Origin of the sequence: Arthrobacter sp. MYb23, assembly GCF_002979775.1 — a bacterium.
Lineage (GTDB): Bacteria > Actinomycetota > Actinomycetes > Actinomycetales > Micrococcaceae > Arthrobacter.
The window spans coordinates 50892-69231 of record NZ_PCPR01000020.1; the positions used below are offsets into that span (position 1 = coordinate 50892).

Sequence of the window (18340 nt, forward strand, 5' to 3'; positions counted from 1 at the left end):
TAGGAATGCCCGGCGTACCGAAATTCCTCGCCTAGGCTTAGGCAATCATCCCTCGCAGAGGTTCTGTGGGGAGTTACCGAAATGGAGCAGGGATGGGTACTTTTCGGCGCGTCATTTTGCCGGTTTCCTGGTTGTTGGTTTTCGCGGTTATTGCTGTGGCCTTAGTCAAAATCGCTTTTGTGGATGGCCTGGAATCGGCCGCTGCGGGGCCCGCACCTTTGGCGCAGGTGGATATCCCGGTGGTCCCGGCAACCGGGGCTACCGTCACTAACACCGTGGAAATCAAGGGCACCGTCCAGAGCGACCCCGCCGAGACCGTCCGCAGCACCTCGGCCGGAAAAGTAGTTCAGGTTTTTGTGGAGCAAGGCGCAACCGTGTCCAAAGGTGACGCCCTTTTCCAGGTCAAAGCCGAGCGCGCAGTCACCGCCCAGCAGCCGTCACAGGATGGTCCGCAAACAGCGCCCAAGCCTGTTTACGACTACTTCGACGTCCTCGCTCCGAGCGCCGGAACCCTGCAGCAGCTCACCACCCTCATGGACCAGCAGGTCACTGTGGGCGAGGCCGTGGGCAAGATCGATCCCGGAACATACACGGTGGCCGGTTCCGTGACGGCCGCCCAACAGTACCGCCTGCTGGGGAAGCCGGGTCCTGCCGAGATTGTTTTGGTGGGTGGTCCTGCACCGTTTCAGTGTGCCGATGTGACGCTCAAGAACAACGCGTCCGACGACGGCGGCGCGGCCTCGGGCGGGCTGGCCGCCACAGGTGGGGGTGTCGGAAGGGGCATCGGCGCAGCCATGGTCGGTCCCGGAAACGGAAGCGGAAGCCAGCCGGAGGAAGGCGGCACTCCCACGGGAACGCTGAGCTGCCCGATTCCTTCGGGCCAGCAGGTCTTTGCGGGACTTGGTGCGACCATGACCGTCAGCGCCGGCGTTGCTCCTGACGTCGTGACTGTCCCTCTGACGTCAGTGAAGGGCAGTGTGAAGGACGGGATTGTGTGGATCGCGGGCCCGGGAGGAACGGGTGCCGCTCCTGAGCAGCGCACTGTTCAGCTGGGGCTCAACGATGGTTCCGTGGTGGAAGTGACCTCCGGGTTGGCCGAGGGCGAGCAGGTACTCGAATTCGTTCCCGGGGCACCGGCCGTTCAGGATCCCATGATGGGTCCGGGCCAGGCCGTCTACGGTCCGATGGGCTAAGGGCGTGGACGAAACAAGCAAAGAAACGCTGGTCAGCCTGCGATCCGTCACGAGATCCGTGCAGCTGCCCGATGACCAGCAACTGAATATCCTCCGGGGCATTGATCTGGAAGTTCGTAGTGGGGACCACGCCGCAATCGTGGGCCGTTCCGGCTGCGGCAAATCAACACTGCTCAACCTGCTGGGCCTTCTGGACATCCCGACGTCGGGGGACCTTGAGTTCCTGGGGCAGCCCGCGGACCGGTTGGGCAACAACGCCCGCGCCCGGTTGAGGGGTTCCACTGTTGGCTTCGTTTTCCAGCAGTTCAACCTGTTGCCCGGCCGCAGTGCCTTGGACAATGTCATTACGCCGCTGTTCTATGCCAAAGGCAAGGAATTCTGGCGGCGCCGCGAGATCGCCATGGACATGCTGGACCGCGTTGGCCTCGCTTCCCGGGCCAACACCATGCCCAATATGCTCTCCGGAGGCGAGCAGCAGCGCGTGGCGATCGCCCGTGCCTTGGTGCGCAGGCCGAGGCTGATTTTGGCCGATGAACCTACCGGTGCGCTGGACGTGGAAACGGGGCAGTCCGTCATGGCTCTCCTGGACACGGTGGCCACGGAAACAGCTGCGGCTTTGGTGACCATCACGCACGACACCAACGTCGCAGCCTTGGCCCGGGCTTGCTACCGCCTGGATTCCGGGGTGCTCAGCCCGCTGCCGGCGGCGCAGACTGCAGGGGTGGGCGCATGACCGGCTTCATTTCCACGCTGGTTGAAGCGTGGCAGGAACTCCGCATCAACAAAGTGCGCATTCTCCTGGCCCTTCTTGGTGTTGCGTTGTCCGTTGCGGCGTTGACCTCGGTGGTGGGCGTAGGAAGTTTGGCCCGCGAAGGCATGAAGGTTCAGTCAGAGCGAAATGGTGGCCGCGTGGCCACGCTCTCCTTGATGGTGCACGGGCAGAACATGCCTGATCCGGCAAAACTTGAGAAGGCCTACCAAGGCATTCAACAGCGCTACGGCATCACTACTTCCACGCATGTCAGCCAGACCCAGGCCGGCTTTCAGTTTCCCCGAGGCGTGACTACTGTCAACGTGACCATCGTGGATGTGGGCTATGGCATTATTCACAGGGTCCCGCTGCAGCAAGGCAGCTGGTTCGCGCCCGACGACGGCAAAAGGCTCGCGCCCGCCGTCGTCGTCTCCGAAGCTTTCTACAATCAGGCGGGCAGGCCAAACCTGACCACCCACCCAACGGTGACCATTCCTGGAGACCAGCCGGCCACGGCGGTGATGATCGGCGTCGTGCCTGATTCCTACCCGGACACTCCGCCATCGGCGTTCATCCTTACCGAGGGCGCGGCCATGACCGGGATCAAACCCCAGGTGTCCGAGTTCAAAATGTGGGTGGGCGAGGAACAAGCCGGAGCCCTCACTGCGGCAATCACCGCCGATCTTCAAGGCCAGTTCCCCGGCTACTACGCCCAAGCCAGCCGCATGGATTATGCCGCATGGGGTGATCCGTTGGCTCCCGTCCAGCTGGTGGTTGGCGGCGTGGCCGGTCTGGTGCTCCTGCTCGGAGCCGTGGGGATGCTCAATATCTCCATGGTGACCGTGCGCTACAGGGTCCGTGAAATAGGCATCCGGCGAAGCTTCGGTGCAACGTCCGGACGGATTTTTGTGGGCGTCATGATGGAATCCGTGGTGGCCACCGCGGTTGCCGGCTTGGCCGGAGTCATGCTGGCAGTCGCAGTGGTGAAGCACCCGTGGATCGAATCGAAGGTGGCGCCGGGTCTGACCGAATACCCGGCTTTCCCTATCGAGGCTGCGCTGATGGGCTTCGGTGCCGCCGTCCTTGTGGGCGCACTCGCCGGAGCCATTCCTGCGCTCGTGGCGGTGCGCGTCAAGGTCATCGACGCGATCCGGTTCTGACCTCCTCGGTAAGCCTGCCCTGCTGAAGCCGGAAGCAGCGCTCGGTTTTCTGGGCCAGGCTGCGGTCGTGCGTGACTACCAGGATGGTGGTGTTGTGATCTCGGCTCAGGGAGCTCAACAGTTCAATGATGTGCTCGCCGGTTTGCTCATCGAGGTTCCCGGTGGGCTCATCGGCGAGGATCAGCTTGGGCTCGTTGGCCAGCGCCCGGGCAATCGCCACGCGCTGCTGCTCCCCGCCGGACAATCGGTTGGTGCGGCGCGAGTGCTTCTCCGGATCCAACTGCACCTGTTCCAACAGCTCTTTGGCCCGTTGCAGCCTGGCCGCCTTGCGGACGCCGGCGAACTCCATGGGCAGCATGACGTTGTCCACTGCGCTGAGGTTGGGGATCAGGTTGAACTGCTGGAACACGAACCCGATGTCCCGCCGACGGTACTCGGTCAGTTTGCCGTCCGGTAGCCCGGCCAGGCTGACGCCATCCACGACGACGTCTCCGGAGGTGGGTTTGTCCAGCGCACCCAGGAGGGACAACAGCGTGCTTTTGCCGCTGCCGCTCTTGCCCACGATGGATGCCAGCGAGCCCTTCTCCAGCTCGAAGCTGACGCCGTTAACCGGTTTGATGGTCCGGTCACCGGACTTGAACTGACGGACCAGGTCCTTGACTACAATCACGGCTATTCTCCTCGGAGTACTTCGATGGGACGGATACGGGCGGTCAGCAAGGCCGGAACCAACGCGCCGATGATGGCTACTGCGAACACGGCTGCGATGCCGGCAGCGAGGACCCCGGGGGAGACGCTGGCTGTGACTGAGGTCAGCAGCTGTGAGGCTCCGCCGAAGGGGCCACCTTGACCACCGGCGCCGGGGAATCCACCCCCAGGGACGCCACCGCCAGGGACCGCACCGTTGGGCATGGCCCCGGCCAGTCCTCCACCGCGCTGGGTGGTGGTGGCCGCTGTCGTGGTGGTGTTCGAACCAATGAGCGCGGAAGCGATGCCGCCGCTGGCCAGTGAAGCGATCACAGCACCCACCACGCTGCCAAGGGCAACCAGGACCAACGACTCAAGGACGAACTGCAAGCCGATAGTACGGTTCCGTGCACCGATGGCTTTCAGGACGCCGATTTCGCGGCGGCGCTCGCGGACCAGCATGACCATGATGAGCAGGATGATGATTCCGGCGGTGGCGAGTGCTGCGATGAACGCGATCAGCGAGATGTTTTTGACACTGTCCAGTGAGCTGACGGCGGTTTCGAGGTTGCGCTGCCCCTGGGTGACATCGGCTTTGGTGGTGCCCAGGGCGTCCTGGACGGCATTTTTGGTGCTGTCCACGTTTTCCATGCTGTTGACCGTGACGATCATGGTGGAGAGCTCATCCGGGGTTTCTGCCAGTGTTTGGGCTTCCGGGAGGGTCACGTAGACGGCGTTGTTGCCGAAGGTGGTTCCGGCGTCGAAAATGCCGGCCACGGTGAACGTCTTGTCCTGGATGGTGAACGTGGAGCCCACCGTCAGGTTGTTCTTCTCAGCCAACGACGTGCCCACCAGGGCCTTCGCCTCGGATGCCGAGTAGTCTCCCAAGCCGGTCCCGCTGGTGATGTCCAGGGCCTTGCCGGTGCTGTCCACCTCGGCGCCGATGCCCGTCGCCGTGATCGGGAGCGTGCGTGCGGGCTGGGTGGTGGTTCCGGTTGAACCGCTGGCGTTGTTGCGGTTGCCGAGCGTACCGGCGTCGACGGCGGCCGTCAGGTTGGTACTGACTGTCGCCTGCTGCCCGCCGGGGCCGAAGCCACCCCCGGGTCCGACCTGCTGGGTAGTGCCCGTAGTTGAACCGGTGGATGTCTGAAGACGCAAAGCCTTGGTCCCCACCACCGCCGTCACGTTGGCCACCGAAGCCGCAGTCTCAGCCTCCGCCGTCGTCAGTGGTTCGCCGCCGCCCTCAAAGCCTTGGCCGCCCGCCGGATTCACTGTCAGGGTGGTGCCCACGGAGGCGTTGAGCTCCTGGACCTTGGCGCCCACTGCCTGGTTGGCCACGAGCATGGCCAGTGCCAGGCCGATGGCTACGGCCAGGACGGCAACAACGGCCGCCGTTCTGATTTTGTTGCGGAAGGCATTGCCTACGCTTCGGGCAAGGACGCTCACGTTTCTCCTCTTGACCTGCAAGTTTTAGGGACCCACTGAACGTGGGCCGCAGATCCAAGACTGGTGAGTACTGCTGTGCGTGGAGCCTGCCGAGGCTATGCGTGGGCTGTGAAAGGTTGCGGGAAAGCGAAAGCCCCGGCCCGCCTGCTGGCGGACCGGGGCTTTCTGGTAAAAGGTGTTACTTGGTGATCAGTTACTTGGTGATCGGGCCGAGTACCGGATCGTCGACGTAAGCGGTCTTCACGTTCTCTGCAGTAACGATCTGCGGAGGCAGGAGGAACGCCGGGACGGTCTTGACACCGTTCTTGTAGGAGTCCTTGTCGTTGATTTCCAGTTCCTTGCCGGCCTGGAGGTCCTTCACCATGGTGATGGCGTGCTCAACGAGCTTACGGGTGTCCTTGTTGATGGTGGAGTACTGCTCGCCAGCGATGATCGACTTCACGGACTCAACTTCGGAGTCCTGGCCGGTCACTACGGGAAGCGGCTTTCCTGCGGCCTTGACGGAGGTCAGGACTGCGCGGGCCAGGGTGTCGTTCGGGGAGAGAACGCCGTCCAGGGAAGCGGTGCCGTAGCTGCCGGTGAGCAGCGTGTCAGCGCGACGCTGGGCGTTTTCAGCCTTCCAGCCCTGGGTTACAGCCTGCTCGAACGTGGTCTGGCCGGACAGGACCTTGAGGGTGCCGTCGTCGATCTTCGGCTTCAGGACGCTCATGGCGCCGTCAAAGAAGACCTTCGCGTTGGCATCGTCGGGGGAGCCTGCAAACAGCTCCACGTTGTACGGACCGGACGCCTTCTTGGCCTTCATGCCATCCAGCAGGGCCTGGCCCTGGAGGACACCAACCTTGAAGTTGTCGTACGCCACGTAGTAGTCCACATTCTCGGTGTTGAGAAGCAGGCGGTCGTAAGCGATGACTGTGGCGCCGGAGTCCTTGGCCTGCTGGAGCTGCGTACCCAGCTGGGCGCCGTCGATGGCTCCCACAATGATGACCTTTGCACCCTTGGTGACCATGGCACTGATCTGGTTCTGCTGCTCGGACACGCCGCCGTTGGCGAACTGGACGTCGGCCTTGAAGCCGGCGCCGGTGAGGCCATCGTTGAACAGCTTCTCCGCGAGAACCCAGTTTTCACTGGTCTTCTGCGGAAGTGCGACGCCGATCAGCGAGTCCTTGGGGAACGCTTCCCCGCCTGCCGTGCTGGTGCTTGAGCCGCTGTCAGTGCGGCCGCAGGCTGTCAGCGCCAGTGCCGCGATGGCAGCGACTGCTGCTGCCTTTCCTGCTTTACCAAACATTCGCATATCTTGGTTCACTTTCTGTGTGGGTGGGGTGGAGCGAGTCGTGAGGAAGCGGATTACGCTTCCTTGGAGATGACCTCTTTGGTGGACGTGGTTTCGTCCGGCTTGATCTCGTTGTTGTTTCGCTGGAATCCCTTGATCAGCATGCCCGTAATGGACCGCTTGCCCTGGGACTTGTTGTAGACATCGAAGGCGACTGCGGCCAGGAGCACCAGGCCCTTGATGATCTGGGTGAGGTCGGCGCCAACACCCAGGAGCTGGAGGCCGTTGTTGAGGACAGCCATGACCAGGCCACCTACGATCGAGCCGATCACGGTACCAACACCACCGGTAACAGCGGCGCCACCGATGAAGACGGCTGCAATGGCATCCAGTTCCCAACCGACGCCGTCGAACGGGCCGGAAGCTGTGGAACGGGCAACGAAGATCATGCCGGCCAGGCCAGCCAGGATGGACATGTTCATCATGACCATGAAGTTGACCTTCTTGGACTGAACGCCGGAGAGTTCGGCTGCGTGGCGGTTGCCACCCACGGCGTAGACGTGACGGCCAAGGACCGTCTTGTCAGCGATGAACCCGTAGATGAGGACCAGCACGGCGAGGATCATGCCGGGGATGGGGAAGGAGGTTCCGGGGCGGCCGGTTGCAAACAAGTACGTTGCGTAAAGGATGGCGCCGCAGATCAGGACCAGCTTGGTGACCTCCACCCAGAGCTCGGGAACGTCGGCGCCAAGGGCCTTGGCTGCTGCACGGGCACGCAGGGACATGATCACAACGAATGCTGCCGCCACAATGCCGATGAGCAACGTGAGGTTGTTGAATCCGGTGTTCGGGCCAATCTCGGGCAGGTAGCCGGAACCAATGAACTGGAATTCCTTGGAAACCGGGATGGTGTTGGACTTGCCCACAAACTGGTTGAAGCCACGGAACAGGAGCATGCCGGCCAGGGTCACGATGAAGGCCGGGATGCCTACATATGCCGTCCAAAGGCCTTGCCACGCGCCGATCACCGCGCCCAGGAGCAAGCCGAAGAGCACGCCTGCCCACCAAGGCAGGCCCCAGTCCCGCATGGCGAGGGCAACCGAAACGCCCACGAATGCTGCCACGGAACCCACCGAGAGGTCGATGTGACCGGCGATGATGACCAGGACCATGCCAATTGCCAGGATCAGGATGTAGGAGTTGCCGTTGAACAGGTTGATCACGTTGCCCGGGGTCAACGTGCGGCCCCCGGTGAAGATCTGGAAGAAGACGATAAGTGCCACCAGGGCGAAGATCATGCCGAACTGGCGGGTATTGCCACCAAATAGCTTCTTGAGCGCGTTCATTGTTTTGGTCCTTGTGTCAGGAAGGGGTAAGGCTGGGCCAACGGTCAGGCTGTCTTGCGGGCGGAAGTCATGAGCTTCATGAGACTTTCCTGGGTTGCTTCGTTTTTATCCAGGACACCGGTGATGGCGCCTTCAAAGATGGTGTAAATACGGTCGGACAGGCCCAGGAGCTCCGGAAGCTCCGAGGAAATGACAATCACTCCCTTGCCCTGGTTGGCGAGCCTCTGGATGATGCCGTAGATCTCGTACTTGGCACCAACATCGATACCGCGGGTGGGCTCATCCAGGATCAGGAGGTCCGGATCAGTGAACATCCACTTGGCCAGCACCACCTTCTGCTGGTTGCCGCCGGAGAGCTTGGCAACGCCTTCTTCGACCGACGGAGTTTTGGTCCGCAGCGATTTCCGGTATTCCTCGGCAACGGAGAATTCCTTGCGGGTATCCACCACTGTGTAGTTGCTGATCTTGTTCAGGGCCGCCGAAACTGTGGTGGTCTTGATGTCGTCCAGCAGGTTCAGACCCAGGGACTTGCGGTCCTCAGTGACGTAACCGAGCCCTGCGTCAATGGCGGAACGGACGCTGCGGAGGTTGACCGGCTTGCCGTCCTTGTACACCTGGCCCTTGATGAAGCGTCCGTAGGAGTGGCCGAACAGGGACCGGGCAAGTTCCGTGCGTCCGGCACCCATGAGACCGGCGAATCCTACGATTTCGCCCCGGCGGACGTAGAAGTTGGAGCCTTTGCAGATCAGGCGGTCCTGGATCTGGGGGTGTCCCACCGTCCAGTCCTTGACCTCGAAGAAGACTTCGCCGATCTTCGGTTCGTGATCGGGGAAACGGGACTCGAGCGTCCTGCCCACCATCCCCTTGATGATGCGGTCCTCGTCCACACCATCCCGCTTCACGTTCAACGTTTCAATCGACTTGCCGTCGCGGATGATGGTGATCTCGTCGGCGATCTGTTCGATCTCGTTGAGCTTGTGGGAAATGATGATCGAGGTGATGCCTTTGCCCTTGAGGCCAAGGATCAGGTCCAGCAGGTGCTGGGAATCGGATTCGTTCAGAGCGGCGGTGGGCTCGTCCAGGATCAGCAGCCGAACGGATTTGTTCAGTGCCTTGGCGATTTCCACCAGTTGCTGCTTACCAACGCCGATTTCCTTGATGGGGGTGTCCGGGTCCTCCCGGAGGCCCACCCGGGCCAGCAGTTCCATGGAACGCTTGCGGGCTTCTGCCCAGTCGATCACACCCCACTTGGTGGGTTCGTTTCCCAGGAAGATGTTCTCCATGATGGACAGTTCCGGGATCAACGCCAGTTCCTGGTGGATGATCACGATGCCCGCTGCTTCGCTTGCGCGAATGTCCTTGAACTGCTGGGTTTCAGCCTGGTACACGATGTCGCCCGTGTAGCTTCCATAGCCGTAAACGCCAGACAGGACTTTCATGAGCGTGGATTTACCGGCGCCGTTTTCTCCACAGATTGCGTGGATTTCGCCGGCCATCACGCGCAGGTTCACATTCGACAAGGCCTTCACGCCTGGGAATTCCTTCGTGATCGAGCGCATCTCCAAGAGGATGGGATCACCTTGCGTGTCGAGGGATGTCATCAGCCCTTACGCCTCCAATGCATGACTTCGTTGTCGGCCCCGCAATGGCGAGGCTGTCTGATGAAAAAGTAAACTGGATCACCCGTCTTGTCGTCAAGACTTGAACGCATGATCCAGCTAACGATTTCGTTACCTACCGGTAATACCGGCGTGTTGGAACACTAAGGCGGCCGCTCCCAGCGCTTCTGCGCGCGCCCCGAGGGAGGACATTGCGAGGTGCGTCGTCTCGCCCACCACAGGCACCGCGTGGCGTACCAAGCCCCTCCGGATGGGGTCCAAAAGGAGGTCGCCAAGCCCCGCCAGCGGACCGCCCACCACGATGACTTCAGGGTTGATCAGGTTGGAGACGTTGCCCAGGGCGCGGCCCACCGCCAACCCGGCGTCGTCCACTACGCGTTGGGTTGCGGAGTCGCCGGCGAGGCAGTTGCGGACGATGTCCTGTGGCGTCAACAGCACCTCCTGGCCGCGCCCCAGCAACTCGATCATGGTGGTGGTGGACGCTATCGTTTCGAGGCAACCCCTGTTGCCACAGCGGCACACCAGGCCATGCTCGTGAATGGTGGCGTGGCCGATTTCCCCAGTGATGCCCACGTTGCCGTAGTACGGGAATCCGTTGAGAATCAGGCCGGCGCCGATGCCCGAGCCGATCTTGAGGAACATCAGGTTTGAAACTCCGCTGTGAGGCCCCCACGTCACCTCGGACAGGGCGCCCAAGTTTGCGTCGTTATCAACAAAAACGGGGCAGTTCAGCGCTTCCTCCAGCCGATGGAGGATGTCGATGCCAACCCATTCGGGCAGAATTGCGCCCTGTGCCACCGTGCCGGATCGCCGGTCTATAGGGCCTGGGATACCCGCTCCTGCCCCCACTACCGCCGTACGGTCGATCCCGTTCTCCTGGAGCAGTTTTTCGAGCAGCGTGACCGCGGCCGCAATGCCTTCCTCGGCCTGATGACCCAGCGGCAACTCGATGTAATCCTCGGCAATGACGTGATAGCCCAGCGAGGCAAGGACTACCCGAAGGTGGCGGCGTCCGAAGTCGATTCCGACGGCGACCGCACCGTTGCTGTTCAGCCTGACGTTGGTTGCCCGGCGGCCGGAGCTCGTGGTCGGCTCCGTGGATACCAGGCCCGCGTCCTGCATGATTTTGACGATGTTTGAAACCGTTGCCGTGGAGAGACCGGTCTGCCGCGAGAGCTCTGCTTGCGTGGAGGGCCCGCTCAGCAGGCATTCGATGATGCGCTGCTGATTCAGGTGGCGCAGCGCGGACTGCGAGCCGGGTTTTCTTGGATGGCTCTTCGTTGAGCGCTGCGTTGCGGACATGACAAGAAGATTGCCCCACAAGCAAGCTTGTAGTCAAGAAGTGAACGCAAGGAGTCAAGCATTACCGACATACTCCAACACAAGAACAATGAACATGTACCCCTTGTGAGGCCCGTTATGCGTGCTTAGATCCCGGGTTGGCACGCAGAGCGGGCCCCGCAACGTGAGAGGCGGGGGCATTGCGTCCCGCTTTGGCGGCACGCGGGTCCAATTGCCCCGCTGCGTGTGCTCCTGCCGCGCCTACGCTTGAAGAAGAAACCTCCCGGGCCCTTGTACGAGGCATTGGGAACAGGCGAAACCAAGGTGGTAATGATGCTGCTCTCAGTCCTGCAGGCGAACGCTTCCGTGATGGACGTTGAGGCGAACCTGCGCACCATCGACGACGCCGCGCAGCGCGCCGCCCGAGCAGGGGCAGGCCTGCTCCTGACGCCGGAGTTATTCCCCGTGGGATATGCCCCTCTGCGGCTGCACGCCGAACTGGACCCTGCCACCCTCCCGGACATTCGCGAACGCCTGGCTGACATTGCCCGCCGGCACAAGATCGGCCTGGTCTACAGCCTTCCGGCAGTGAGCCGTCAGGCAGCCGTCAACCAGCAAGAGACAGCGCACGACGACGACAGGCAGGCGGCTTCCGCTGGCAACGGCTGGCACATCACGGCTACTTTGCTGGACGCCTCAGGCGCCGAGGTTCTCAATTACGCGAAGGTGCATCTCTTTGGGCCGGAAGAGCACAAGGCGTTCGTGGCCGCCCAAGAACCTCCCGCCGTCGTGGACTTCAACGGAATCCGCACGTCGATGCTGATCTGCTACGACGTCGAGTTCCCCGAAGCGGTGCGCGCCGCAGCCACCCGCGGCGCCGAACTCCTACTCGTCCCAACGGCCCTGTCCGCGGGCTTCGACAACGTCCCGCAGGTGCTCATCCGCGCCCGTGCGTTGGAGAGCCAGCTCAACGTGGCCTATGCCAACCACTCCGGACACGAGGATGTGTACACCTTCCTGGGTGGCAGCGTGGTGGCCGGGCCGGACGGCTCTCTGTTGGCTGCCGCCGGGGAAGGTTCAGCTTTGCTGTTCGCGGAGGTAGGCACGGAAGCGGTCAAAGCCGCGCGTGAGGAAGTCCCGTACCTTCGTGAGCGCAGGCCGGAACTGTACGGGCAATGGCAGGACAGGCAGGGCTAGGGGTCAACCTGAAGCAGGTGTACTTGTCGCCGCCATGCTAGTAGGCCTTTGACCAGGCTTCTGCCGTCGCCGAAAAGTGGCAACAAGAATATGGCGTGAAGGAAGAACCACCAGTGAAGTGCATAGTCAGGCAGCGCCAAGGCAACCGGGACCCCTGCGACACACGCCGCCAAGGGGCCGGCCAGGGCAATAAGTGCTGCCTGCCAACCCACGAGTCTTCCCATGGGAATGACTGAGAATCTCAGCAGTGTGCTCGCAAAGGTGACGTGGGTAATTCCCGGGGTCAGCTTGAGGCCGAGGACGTGGGAGCCCTCGTGAATCACAAAGCCGATCAGCAGGCAGGATGCATGGATCAGCAGCCAAAAGGCCGGTTGCAGAATCCCGGGAATCCCCGCCACCGCGGTGACTGCGCAGGCAGTGAAGCCGGCAGCCACTGCGGCGGCCGGAACGCGGACGGCCCAAACCAGGCTTTTGACGGCCACCATGACTTTGACCTCGCCAATGGGAACCGTGCTGAGATTCACCGCAGCTGTGCCTGCAGCAGTTGCTTTTTGCGGAGCTTGAGCTTTTCAAGGACTACAGTGACCGCCACGCAAAAAACGAAGAAGATGCCGAAGATGATCGCAATGGGTGTGCCGTCGGCGACCCCAATTTCCAAGGCCGTTGCGCCGCTGGCTTGCTGGTGGGCCTCGAAGAAGATGGCACCGAAAAGCCCAAATTTTCTGGCGCCCACGTCCATAGTGGAAAACATGGCCATGATGAATCCTGCCACCACCATTGCCATGGTGATCACAAATGAGACTGAAAATGCCGTGATAACTCTAAGAAGCCACTTCATGGCGTCGAATCCTTTCCATCCTCTGCATACCGAGGATGCTGTATGTCACAACCAAGATATTCAGAACTGAGTAAACTACCGCGCTTATCGCCGGTTCGAGATTGAATACGTTGAGGCCGAGTGCGATCGTCAAGATGACGATAATGGCCAGCACCGCACCGACCAGAACAGTGAATGGGTTCCCCTTTTCAGGTGGAAACGCAATACCTATGAGGGTGGAGATAAGAATATTGCTGAGGCAGAATCCTGCTACGGGCAAACACGCAGAGAGCTCAACGCCTTGAGCAAGGCTGGCCGCGGTAACCGGAATCGCGACCGTAACCCAGAGGATTATCTGCGAGCCGAGGATGCTCGCGTAGTTCCTCCACGCGCTGACGTGCAGCACTAACGTGCGCCGCAATGGTTCAGAATTTACATAGGCGTACACACCCTGAAATGTAATGAGAGCCAAAACATAGGGTGGAATGACAATGTGTTGCAGCCATGCAAACAGCGAAAACGCTAAGACGAAGATGACGGAAACGAGTGTTTCGAAGCTGCGGAACAGCACCAGCGTGTAGGCCCCCAGCCTCCACGTTGCAATCTCGGAAGGAAGCAAGATGATGAAGCGACGGAGGGGGACGTACGCTCCGGGAGCAGCGGCTACGATGCCGGCAATAACCGCCATGGAGGCTGCGGCAAAGCTCATCACCGCGAGCCACAATCCGAAGTTCTTTTCAAGTGTGGAGTACGCCAGCAGCGGCGAACTGTAGTCACGCCCCTCGACGAAGCTCTCGGCGATCACCGCCGTCTGCTCATTCGTATAGGGGAACAGAACTGAGAGGCCTATCGCCAGGACAATCGGTACCAGTAGTCCTCGGAGCCGTGCCAGCCGCATGATGAGGAGGCTGCGTTCCAAGAGATAGTAGGCCAGGCTGAGGAAAAGATAAACAGTAGCTACGGGAAGCCAAATGGACACCGCAATCTTCGTAATGAAATCCGGGCCCTCAAGAAGCACCGTTGATATCGAGAATGCGCCGAAAACGAAAATCGTCATCACTGCCACCACCGATGCCTCGAACAAAGCGAAGGCAAGCGTTCGTTCCTTGTTGGTGGCAGGAAGGTGAAAGGACAACTTTAGAAGTTCATCCGCCTTCAAGAAGAGGACCCGTATCAGCGTGTACGCAATGAGGACCCAAAAACCCACCGAAACGTTGGCGATTGCGAGGACGGGTTCGAATAAATCAGTTCCGCCGAGATACTGCCGCATCACCGCGTAGCTGAGAACATTGAATCCCGCAAATCCGAGCAGCACAATAAAGGCGCCAGCGATTCGCATTGCTCTCGAGGCCAGGAGTCCACGTCCCAGAACCCGCCGGAGAATGAATGTCCAAAATAGTCGAAACAACAGGACAATGCTTTCGAGCCGCATCTACTCGACTTCCATTGACTGGATGTACTCAGAAGCAAGGGCCGAGAGGTTGCCATAGTCCTTGTTGACTGAACCCAGGTCCCCTTGGAAGACCAGGGCGCCGTGGATGAGGACGGCAATGTCATCGGCCACATTCTCAAGAACGTTGAAGTCATGGCTGCACAAGAGTACCGAGCGCCCATCGCTTGCGAGATTCCGGACGTCTTTTTCGAAGATCTTTACTGATTCGATGTCCACTCCATTGAGTGTCTCATCGATAACAGTGAGACGACGTTCCAGCATGAATGCGGCAATGAGCTGGAGTTTCTTGCGCATTCCATGGGAGTAGTCCTCAATGAGGTCACGGTGGCGACCACTCATTGAATAGCGGTCAAAGTGATGACCAAGGACCTTTAGATCGAGCGGTTCAGTGTAGAGACCATGCAGGAATCGAAGGTATTCTTCACCGGTTAGGAACTCGGGCAGGTAATCATTGCTCGAGAGGTACATTGCAGACATTTTCGCACTGCGACTGGAATTCCGGTGCCCGTTGATGTGGACGCTGCCACCCTGCATTTGCAGTAGGTCCAAAATCACCTTTATGAGGGTTGACTTGCCTGATCCGTTGGGACCGATAAGACCCATGATTCTGTTTCCGGAAATGCTGAGTGAGACGTCATGCAGGACTTGCTTCTGAAAGTTGTACGCATAATCGATGTGGTCGACAGTAAGGGGCATTGGGCTTTGGCTCCATGATCTGGCTGTGGTGGCATCGCACGACGATGCCACCACCGCGGTTATCTGACGACTAGACGCACTCCACCCAGACGGAAACGCCCCACTGGCTCCAACTCCAGTTGCCGACGAACCGTCCACGGCCGGACGTCAGGCACCAGATGGCCATGGCGCCCAGAATCGCGAATGCGAGGACCATAAGAACAGCGAGCAGGACGAGGAACCAACCGTCGTAACGAATGACCATATGGTCGATTTTGCTCCTGATTGCGGCCACAGTGCTGGTGGCCTGTACTGCTGTTGTAGCGAGCATATTTCCCCCTCGGAAATGATGACCTGTATGGCGCCGAGGAGATTCGGCACCCACGAGGAGGCTAGACACCTTGAGCAGCCCCCTAGCCGCCCGACAGCCCAAATAGGTGCCAATAGCGGCAAAAATGAGTGGTGAAAACCGCTTGCACAGAAGAATTCGGTGTCATCTAGGTGCTGCCCGCCAGATCCGTGGAGTCCACCAGTTCGTCCACGTACTGCAACGCGAACCACAGCTCGGCACGCACCTGTGCTTGGTTGAGGTCCATGTCCAGCAGTTCGCCGAGCACGCCGATCTGCCGCCGCACACTGTTTCTGTGCAATCCAAGCAGCTTGGCGGAACCGTCCCAACTGCCGTTTTCGCTGAGCCATCCCCGCAGCACGCTCAATAGCGGGTCCCGCCGATCAGCTTCCAACGCGAGCACCGGCGCAAGGAGCCGCTCGGCCAGCAGGGTTCCCGCCTCGCGTCCCAGAAGCCCGGCAACGGACCACGTCACCTCATCCACGCGGGCGCTCTTGCCGGTGGTCACCACACGGCTTCGCAGGGAGCTGGCCCGTTGGTAGGCCGCCTGAAGCCCAAGCAGTTCTGTCGGCTCGCCAATCACAAGCCGCCAGCCAAGTTTCTCCACATCGGAGAGCAGTGAGTCATCCACCTTGAACCGGGTAATGGCGGCGAACCCGTAGTCGGTAATTTCCACCAGCTTGGTGTCGAACAACCTGCGCCACTGCAGGAGCTCACGGACCGGGCCATCGTCCGCAGCGCCGTCCACTCTGACACCCTGCACCACGCGCATCTGGGCGGATCTGGTGGAAGCCAGGCTTTGGGCCACCAGGTCCTTGAGGCCGTTGACGTGTCTAGTGGAGCCGGACGCCAGCGAGTCAGGGTGCAGCAGAACCGCCGTAGCCAACTGGCTCGGAGCAAGCGAACCACTGGTCCGCTGCCGCACCAACAGTTCCAGCAACCCCACAGCCGACTGCACCACGTTGTTCTGGGCGGGCGTCAGGGGTGTGTCCGAACCCAGGATCAGCGCACCCAGGTTGGCGTCTTTGGTACTCCGCAAGGGATGCCCGAACACCAAAGCTGAGCCGGGCTGTTCGAAGCCGTCCATCTCTACGCGCGGGCCGCTGCCGGACAAAAGCCGCTCCAGCATCGGCGCCAACAAAGAATGCTCGACGCCGGTGCTACCGCTGCCAGTGCTGCCGCCGGCCTGGTGCCCGCCGGTGTTGTGACCGCGCGCCCGGACCCGCCCGTCCGCGCCAACAAGGACAGCCCACACAGGCACCCGTTGAACGAGGGCCGCGAGCAGTTCATGCTCGGGCCTGGGGGAGAGGACTGCCCGCATGAGCTGTCGGTTGGTATCGGCCAGCTGCCGGAAGACCCTGGCGTTGTCCGTTTCCAGGAGCTGGGAGAATTCCAGCCCGATCGCCGCGAACGGCAGTGATTCCGGAACTTCGAACAGGGTGAGGTTGTGCCGGCGGCAGGCATCCACCAAGGCGTCGGGAACGGCGTCGAAATAGGGCCTGATCCCGAAGCCCAGCGCCGCCACCTTCGCATCCACCAGCCGCTGGACGTAGGCATCCACCTTCGCTGCCGAGCCACCTTTCCCCAAGAAAGGCAGCCCGGCGGTCAGGAGAAACTCACCCTCCGGGAGGTAAGGCGTGGGGTCCGCAAGTTCACTGGGCTCCACCCACCGGAGCAGCGAGGCGCCGCTGCCGCCGTCGTGAAGTAACTTCAACGCCGGCGGCAGCTGCTCCAGGAACTGTTCGAGCGTGACGAAACTCAGGCGGGCGGTGGCGGGCTCAGGCGACATTGCCTTGCCCGGCGGCGGCCGGCTCCTGGTAGTCGGGGCACTCGTAGGCGCTGTCATGCTCGGCGGCGCTGGAGTAAGCGCGCGGCAGGCGGGGCGCGATCCTGTTGATGATCTCGTCCCCGTGACTGCCGATCGCGGCACCCCAGTCATCCGCGCTCGGCGCCCCTGTAGACGGGTCGCCGAACAACACGGCGGTAACGCCGACGTCGATTCCTGCAGCATCCGGTCCCAGATCCACCATGAACTGGTCCATGCATACCTTGCCGATCACGGGCACGCTGCGTCCTCCAATGTTCACCACGGAGCGGCCGCTGATGCCCTTGGGGATGCCGTCCGCATAGCCGAGCGGGATGAGGCCGAGGTAGCGGGGTTCGTAGGTGATGGCCTGGTGTTCGTAGCTCACGCCGGTGCCGGCTGGAACTTTCTTGACCATGACCAGCGGCGCCGTCACGCTGAGCGCGGGGCGCAGTCCGAAGTCCGCAGGGTCCAGGTGATCAGCGGGAGCGAGGCCATAAATGGCGAGCCCTGCGCGGACCATGTCAAAGTGGAATTCGGGTCGGTCCAGGATGTTCGCGGAGCTGGAAACGTGCCGGAGTTCGGGGTTCAGCCCGGCTTGGTGCGCCTCACGGACTGCATCCTCGAACTCGGCCACGGCGGTGGCATTTCCTGGATGTGCCGGGACATCGGCCCAGGCCAGGTGGGTCCAAAGGCCTCGAACGCGAAGGGTCCCGTCCAGTTCGGCTTGCCGCGCCCGGGCTACGAGTTCGGCCCAATCTTCTTTGCGCGCACCGCCGCGGCTCAGGCCGCTGTCCAGTTCCAGGTGCACGACGGCGGGACGGCCAAGGCGTCCCGCGATGCCTTCCAGCACCTCCAGTTGACCGACGCTCCCGAGGGAGACATCGACGTCGTTTTCGAGTGCTTCCAGAATGGTGGCGCTTGTCTGGGATGCCAGATAAAGCCACGAAAGGATGGGCACTGTGATCCCGGCCTGCCGAAGCGAGATAGCTTCGGTGAGCTGGGCGGTTCCCAACCAGTCAGCGCCTGCATCCACAGCGGTTTGGGCTACTTCCACCAGTCCGTGACCGTAGGCGTTTCCCTTCACGACGGCCATGAAATACGGGGCTTCGGTGCGCTTTTTCAGTGCTTTGACATTGTCTGAAATCGCGGACAGGTCCACGGTGACCTGCCCCGAAAGGGCTGCCGGGGCAGCCGCTTGATAGTGTGCATTACGTCTCATGGTTGAACACTATAGGTCATTTTGCACCGCGGTGAGAGGTGGCTCACATGCCAGTCTTGTGGAGGGGAAA

General features: G+C 61.3%; 17 protein-coding genes. 4 read left to right on the top strand and 13 right to left on the bottom strand.

Annotated features, from left to right (window positions below; all coding sequences use genetic code 11):
• The first annotated feature begins 92 nt into the window (after window positions 1–92).
• The 3 genes from CQ020_RS18045 to CQ020_RS18055 are packed head-to-tail and all read left to right on the top strand — an operon-like array spanning window position 93 to window position 3104.
• Window positions 93–1193 (top strand): efflux RND transporter periplasmic adaptor subunit, encoded by a 1101-nt coding sequence (locus tag CQ020_RS18045; RefSeq protein WP_105693102.1) that lies wholly within the window; start codon window positions 93–95, stop codon window positions 1191–1193.
• 4 nt (window positions 1194–1197) lie between these two features.
• On the top strand, window positions 1198–1926 hold the full coding sequence (locus tag CQ020_RS18050) for an ABC transporter ATP-binding protein (protein WP_105693103.1): 729 nt from the start codon (window positions 1198–1200) through the stop codon (window positions 1924–1926).
• The gene (locus tag CQ020_RS18055) at window positions 1923–3104 is read left to right on the top strand and encodes an ABC transporter permease (RefSeq protein ID WP_105693104.1); all 1182 of its coding nucleotides are present in this window, start codon (window positions 1923–1925) and stop codon (window positions 3102–3104) included. The genes CQ020_RS18050 and CQ020_RS18055 overlap by 4 nt, the downstream gene beginning before the upstream one ends.
• Here the strand turns inward: CQ020_RS18055 and CQ020_RS18060 are convergent.
• The 6 genes from CQ020_RS18060 to CQ020_RS18085 form a co-directional block, all read right to left on the bottom strand.
• Window positions 3082–3774, bottom strand: coding sequence for an ABC transporter ATP-binding protein (locus tag CQ020_RS18060; RefSeq protein ID WP_024820032.1), 693 nt, complete (start codon window positions 3772–3774; stop codon window positions 3082–3084). The two genes, CQ020_RS18055 and CQ020_RS18060, sit on opposite strands and share 23 nt — an antisense overlap.
• Before the next feature lie 2 nt (window positions 3775–3776).
• On the bottom strand, window positions 3777–5237 hold the full coding sequence (locus CQ020_RS18065) for an ABC transporter permease (RefSeq protein ID WP_105693105.1): 1461 nt from the start codon (window positions 5235–5237) through the stop codon (window positions 3777–3779).
• Between the two features lie 193 nt (window positions 5238–5430).
• Window positions 5431–6528 carry a sugar-binding protein gene (locus CQ020_RS18070; protein WP_105693106.1) on the bottom strand — a complete coding sequence of 366 codons (1098 nt, stop codon included), beginning with the start codon at window positions 6526–6528 and terminating at the stop codon, window positions 5431–5433.
• 53 nt (window positions 6529–6581) lie between these two features.
• Window positions 6582–7853: a multiple monosaccharide ABC transporter permease gene (mmsB, locus tag CQ020_RS18075; protein ID WP_105693107.1), complete on the bottom strand. Its 1272-nt coding sequence runs from the start codon at window positions 7851–7853 to the stop codon at window positions 6582–6584.
• Between the two features lie 44 nt (window positions 7854–7897).
• Complete coding sequence (mmsA, locus tag CQ020_RS18080) at window positions 7898–9454, bottom strand: multiple monosaccharide ABC transporter ATP-binding protein (RefSeq protein ID WP_024820036.1); 1557 nt, start codon at window positions 9452–9454, stop codon at window positions 7898–7900.
• A gap of 129 nt (window positions 9455–9583) precedes the next feature.
• The gene (locus CQ020_RS18085) at window positions 9584–10774 is read right to left on the bottom strand and encodes an ROK family transcriptional regulator (RefSeq protein WP_105693108.1); all 1191 of its coding nucleotides are present in this window, start codon (window positions 10772–10774) and stop codon (window positions 9584–9586) included.
• Between the two features lie 309 nt (window positions 10775–11083).
• On the opposite strand from CQ020_RS18085, the gene CQ020_RS18090 reads away from it, so the two are divergent.
• Window positions 11084–11950 (top strand): carbon-nitrogen hydrolase family protein, encoded by an 867-nt coding sequence (locus CQ020_RS18090; protein ID WP_181151942.1) that lies wholly within the window; start codon window positions 11084–11086, stop codon window positions 11948–11950.
• Here the strand turns inward: CQ020_RS18090 and CQ020_RS18095 are convergent.
• The 7 genes from CQ020_RS18095 to alr form a co-directional block, all read right to left on the bottom strand.
• The gene (locus CQ020_RS18095) at window positions 11947–12474 is read right to left on the bottom strand and encodes a hypothetical protein (RefSeq protein WP_105693109.1); all 528 of its coding nucleotides are present in this window, start codon (window positions 12472–12474) and stop codon (window positions 11947–11949) included. The two genes, CQ020_RS18090 and CQ020_RS18095, sit on opposite strands and share 4 nt — an antisense overlap.
• Window positions 12471–12788 (bottom strand): hypothetical protein, encoded by a 318-nt coding sequence (locus CQ020_RS18100; protein WP_105693110.1) that lies wholly within the window; start codon window positions 12786–12788, stop codon window positions 12471–12473. The genes CQ020_RS18095 and CQ020_RS18100 overlap by 4 nt, the downstream gene beginning before the upstream one ends.
• Window positions 12772–14106, bottom strand: coding sequence for a hypothetical protein (locus CQ020_RS18105; RefSeq protein WP_146116668.1), 1335 nt, complete (start codon window positions 14104–14106; stop codon window positions 12772–12774). The genes CQ020_RS18100 and CQ020_RS18105 overlap by 17 nt, the downstream gene beginning before the upstream one ends.
• Window positions 14107–14199: 93 nt before the next feature.
• Entirely contained in the window at window positions 14200–14916 is a 717-nt protein-coding gene (locus CQ020_RS18110; protein ID WP_105693112.1) for an ATP-binding cassette domain-containing protein, read from the bottom strand.
• 70 nt (window positions 14917–14986) lie between these two features.
• Complete coding sequence (locus CQ020_RS18115; protein ID WP_105693113.1) at window positions 14987–15226, bottom strand: hypothetical protein; 240 nt, start codon at window positions 15224–15226, stop codon at window positions 14987–14989.
• Window positions 15227–15392: 166 nt separating this feature from the next.
• A complete protein-coding gene (locus CQ020_RS18120; RefSeq protein ID WP_105693114.1) occupies window positions 15393–17033 on the bottom strand; it encodes a PucR family transcriptional regulator in 1641 nt (546 codons plus the stop codon).
• Window positions 17023–18270, bottom strand: coding sequence for an alanine racemase (gene alr / locus CQ020_RS18125; protein WP_258142069.1), 1248 nt, complete (start codon window positions 18268–18270; stop codon window positions 17023–17025). Before alr ends, CQ020_RS18120 begins: the two co-directional genes overlap by 11 nt.
• Window positions 18271–18340 lie beyond the last annotated feature (70 nt).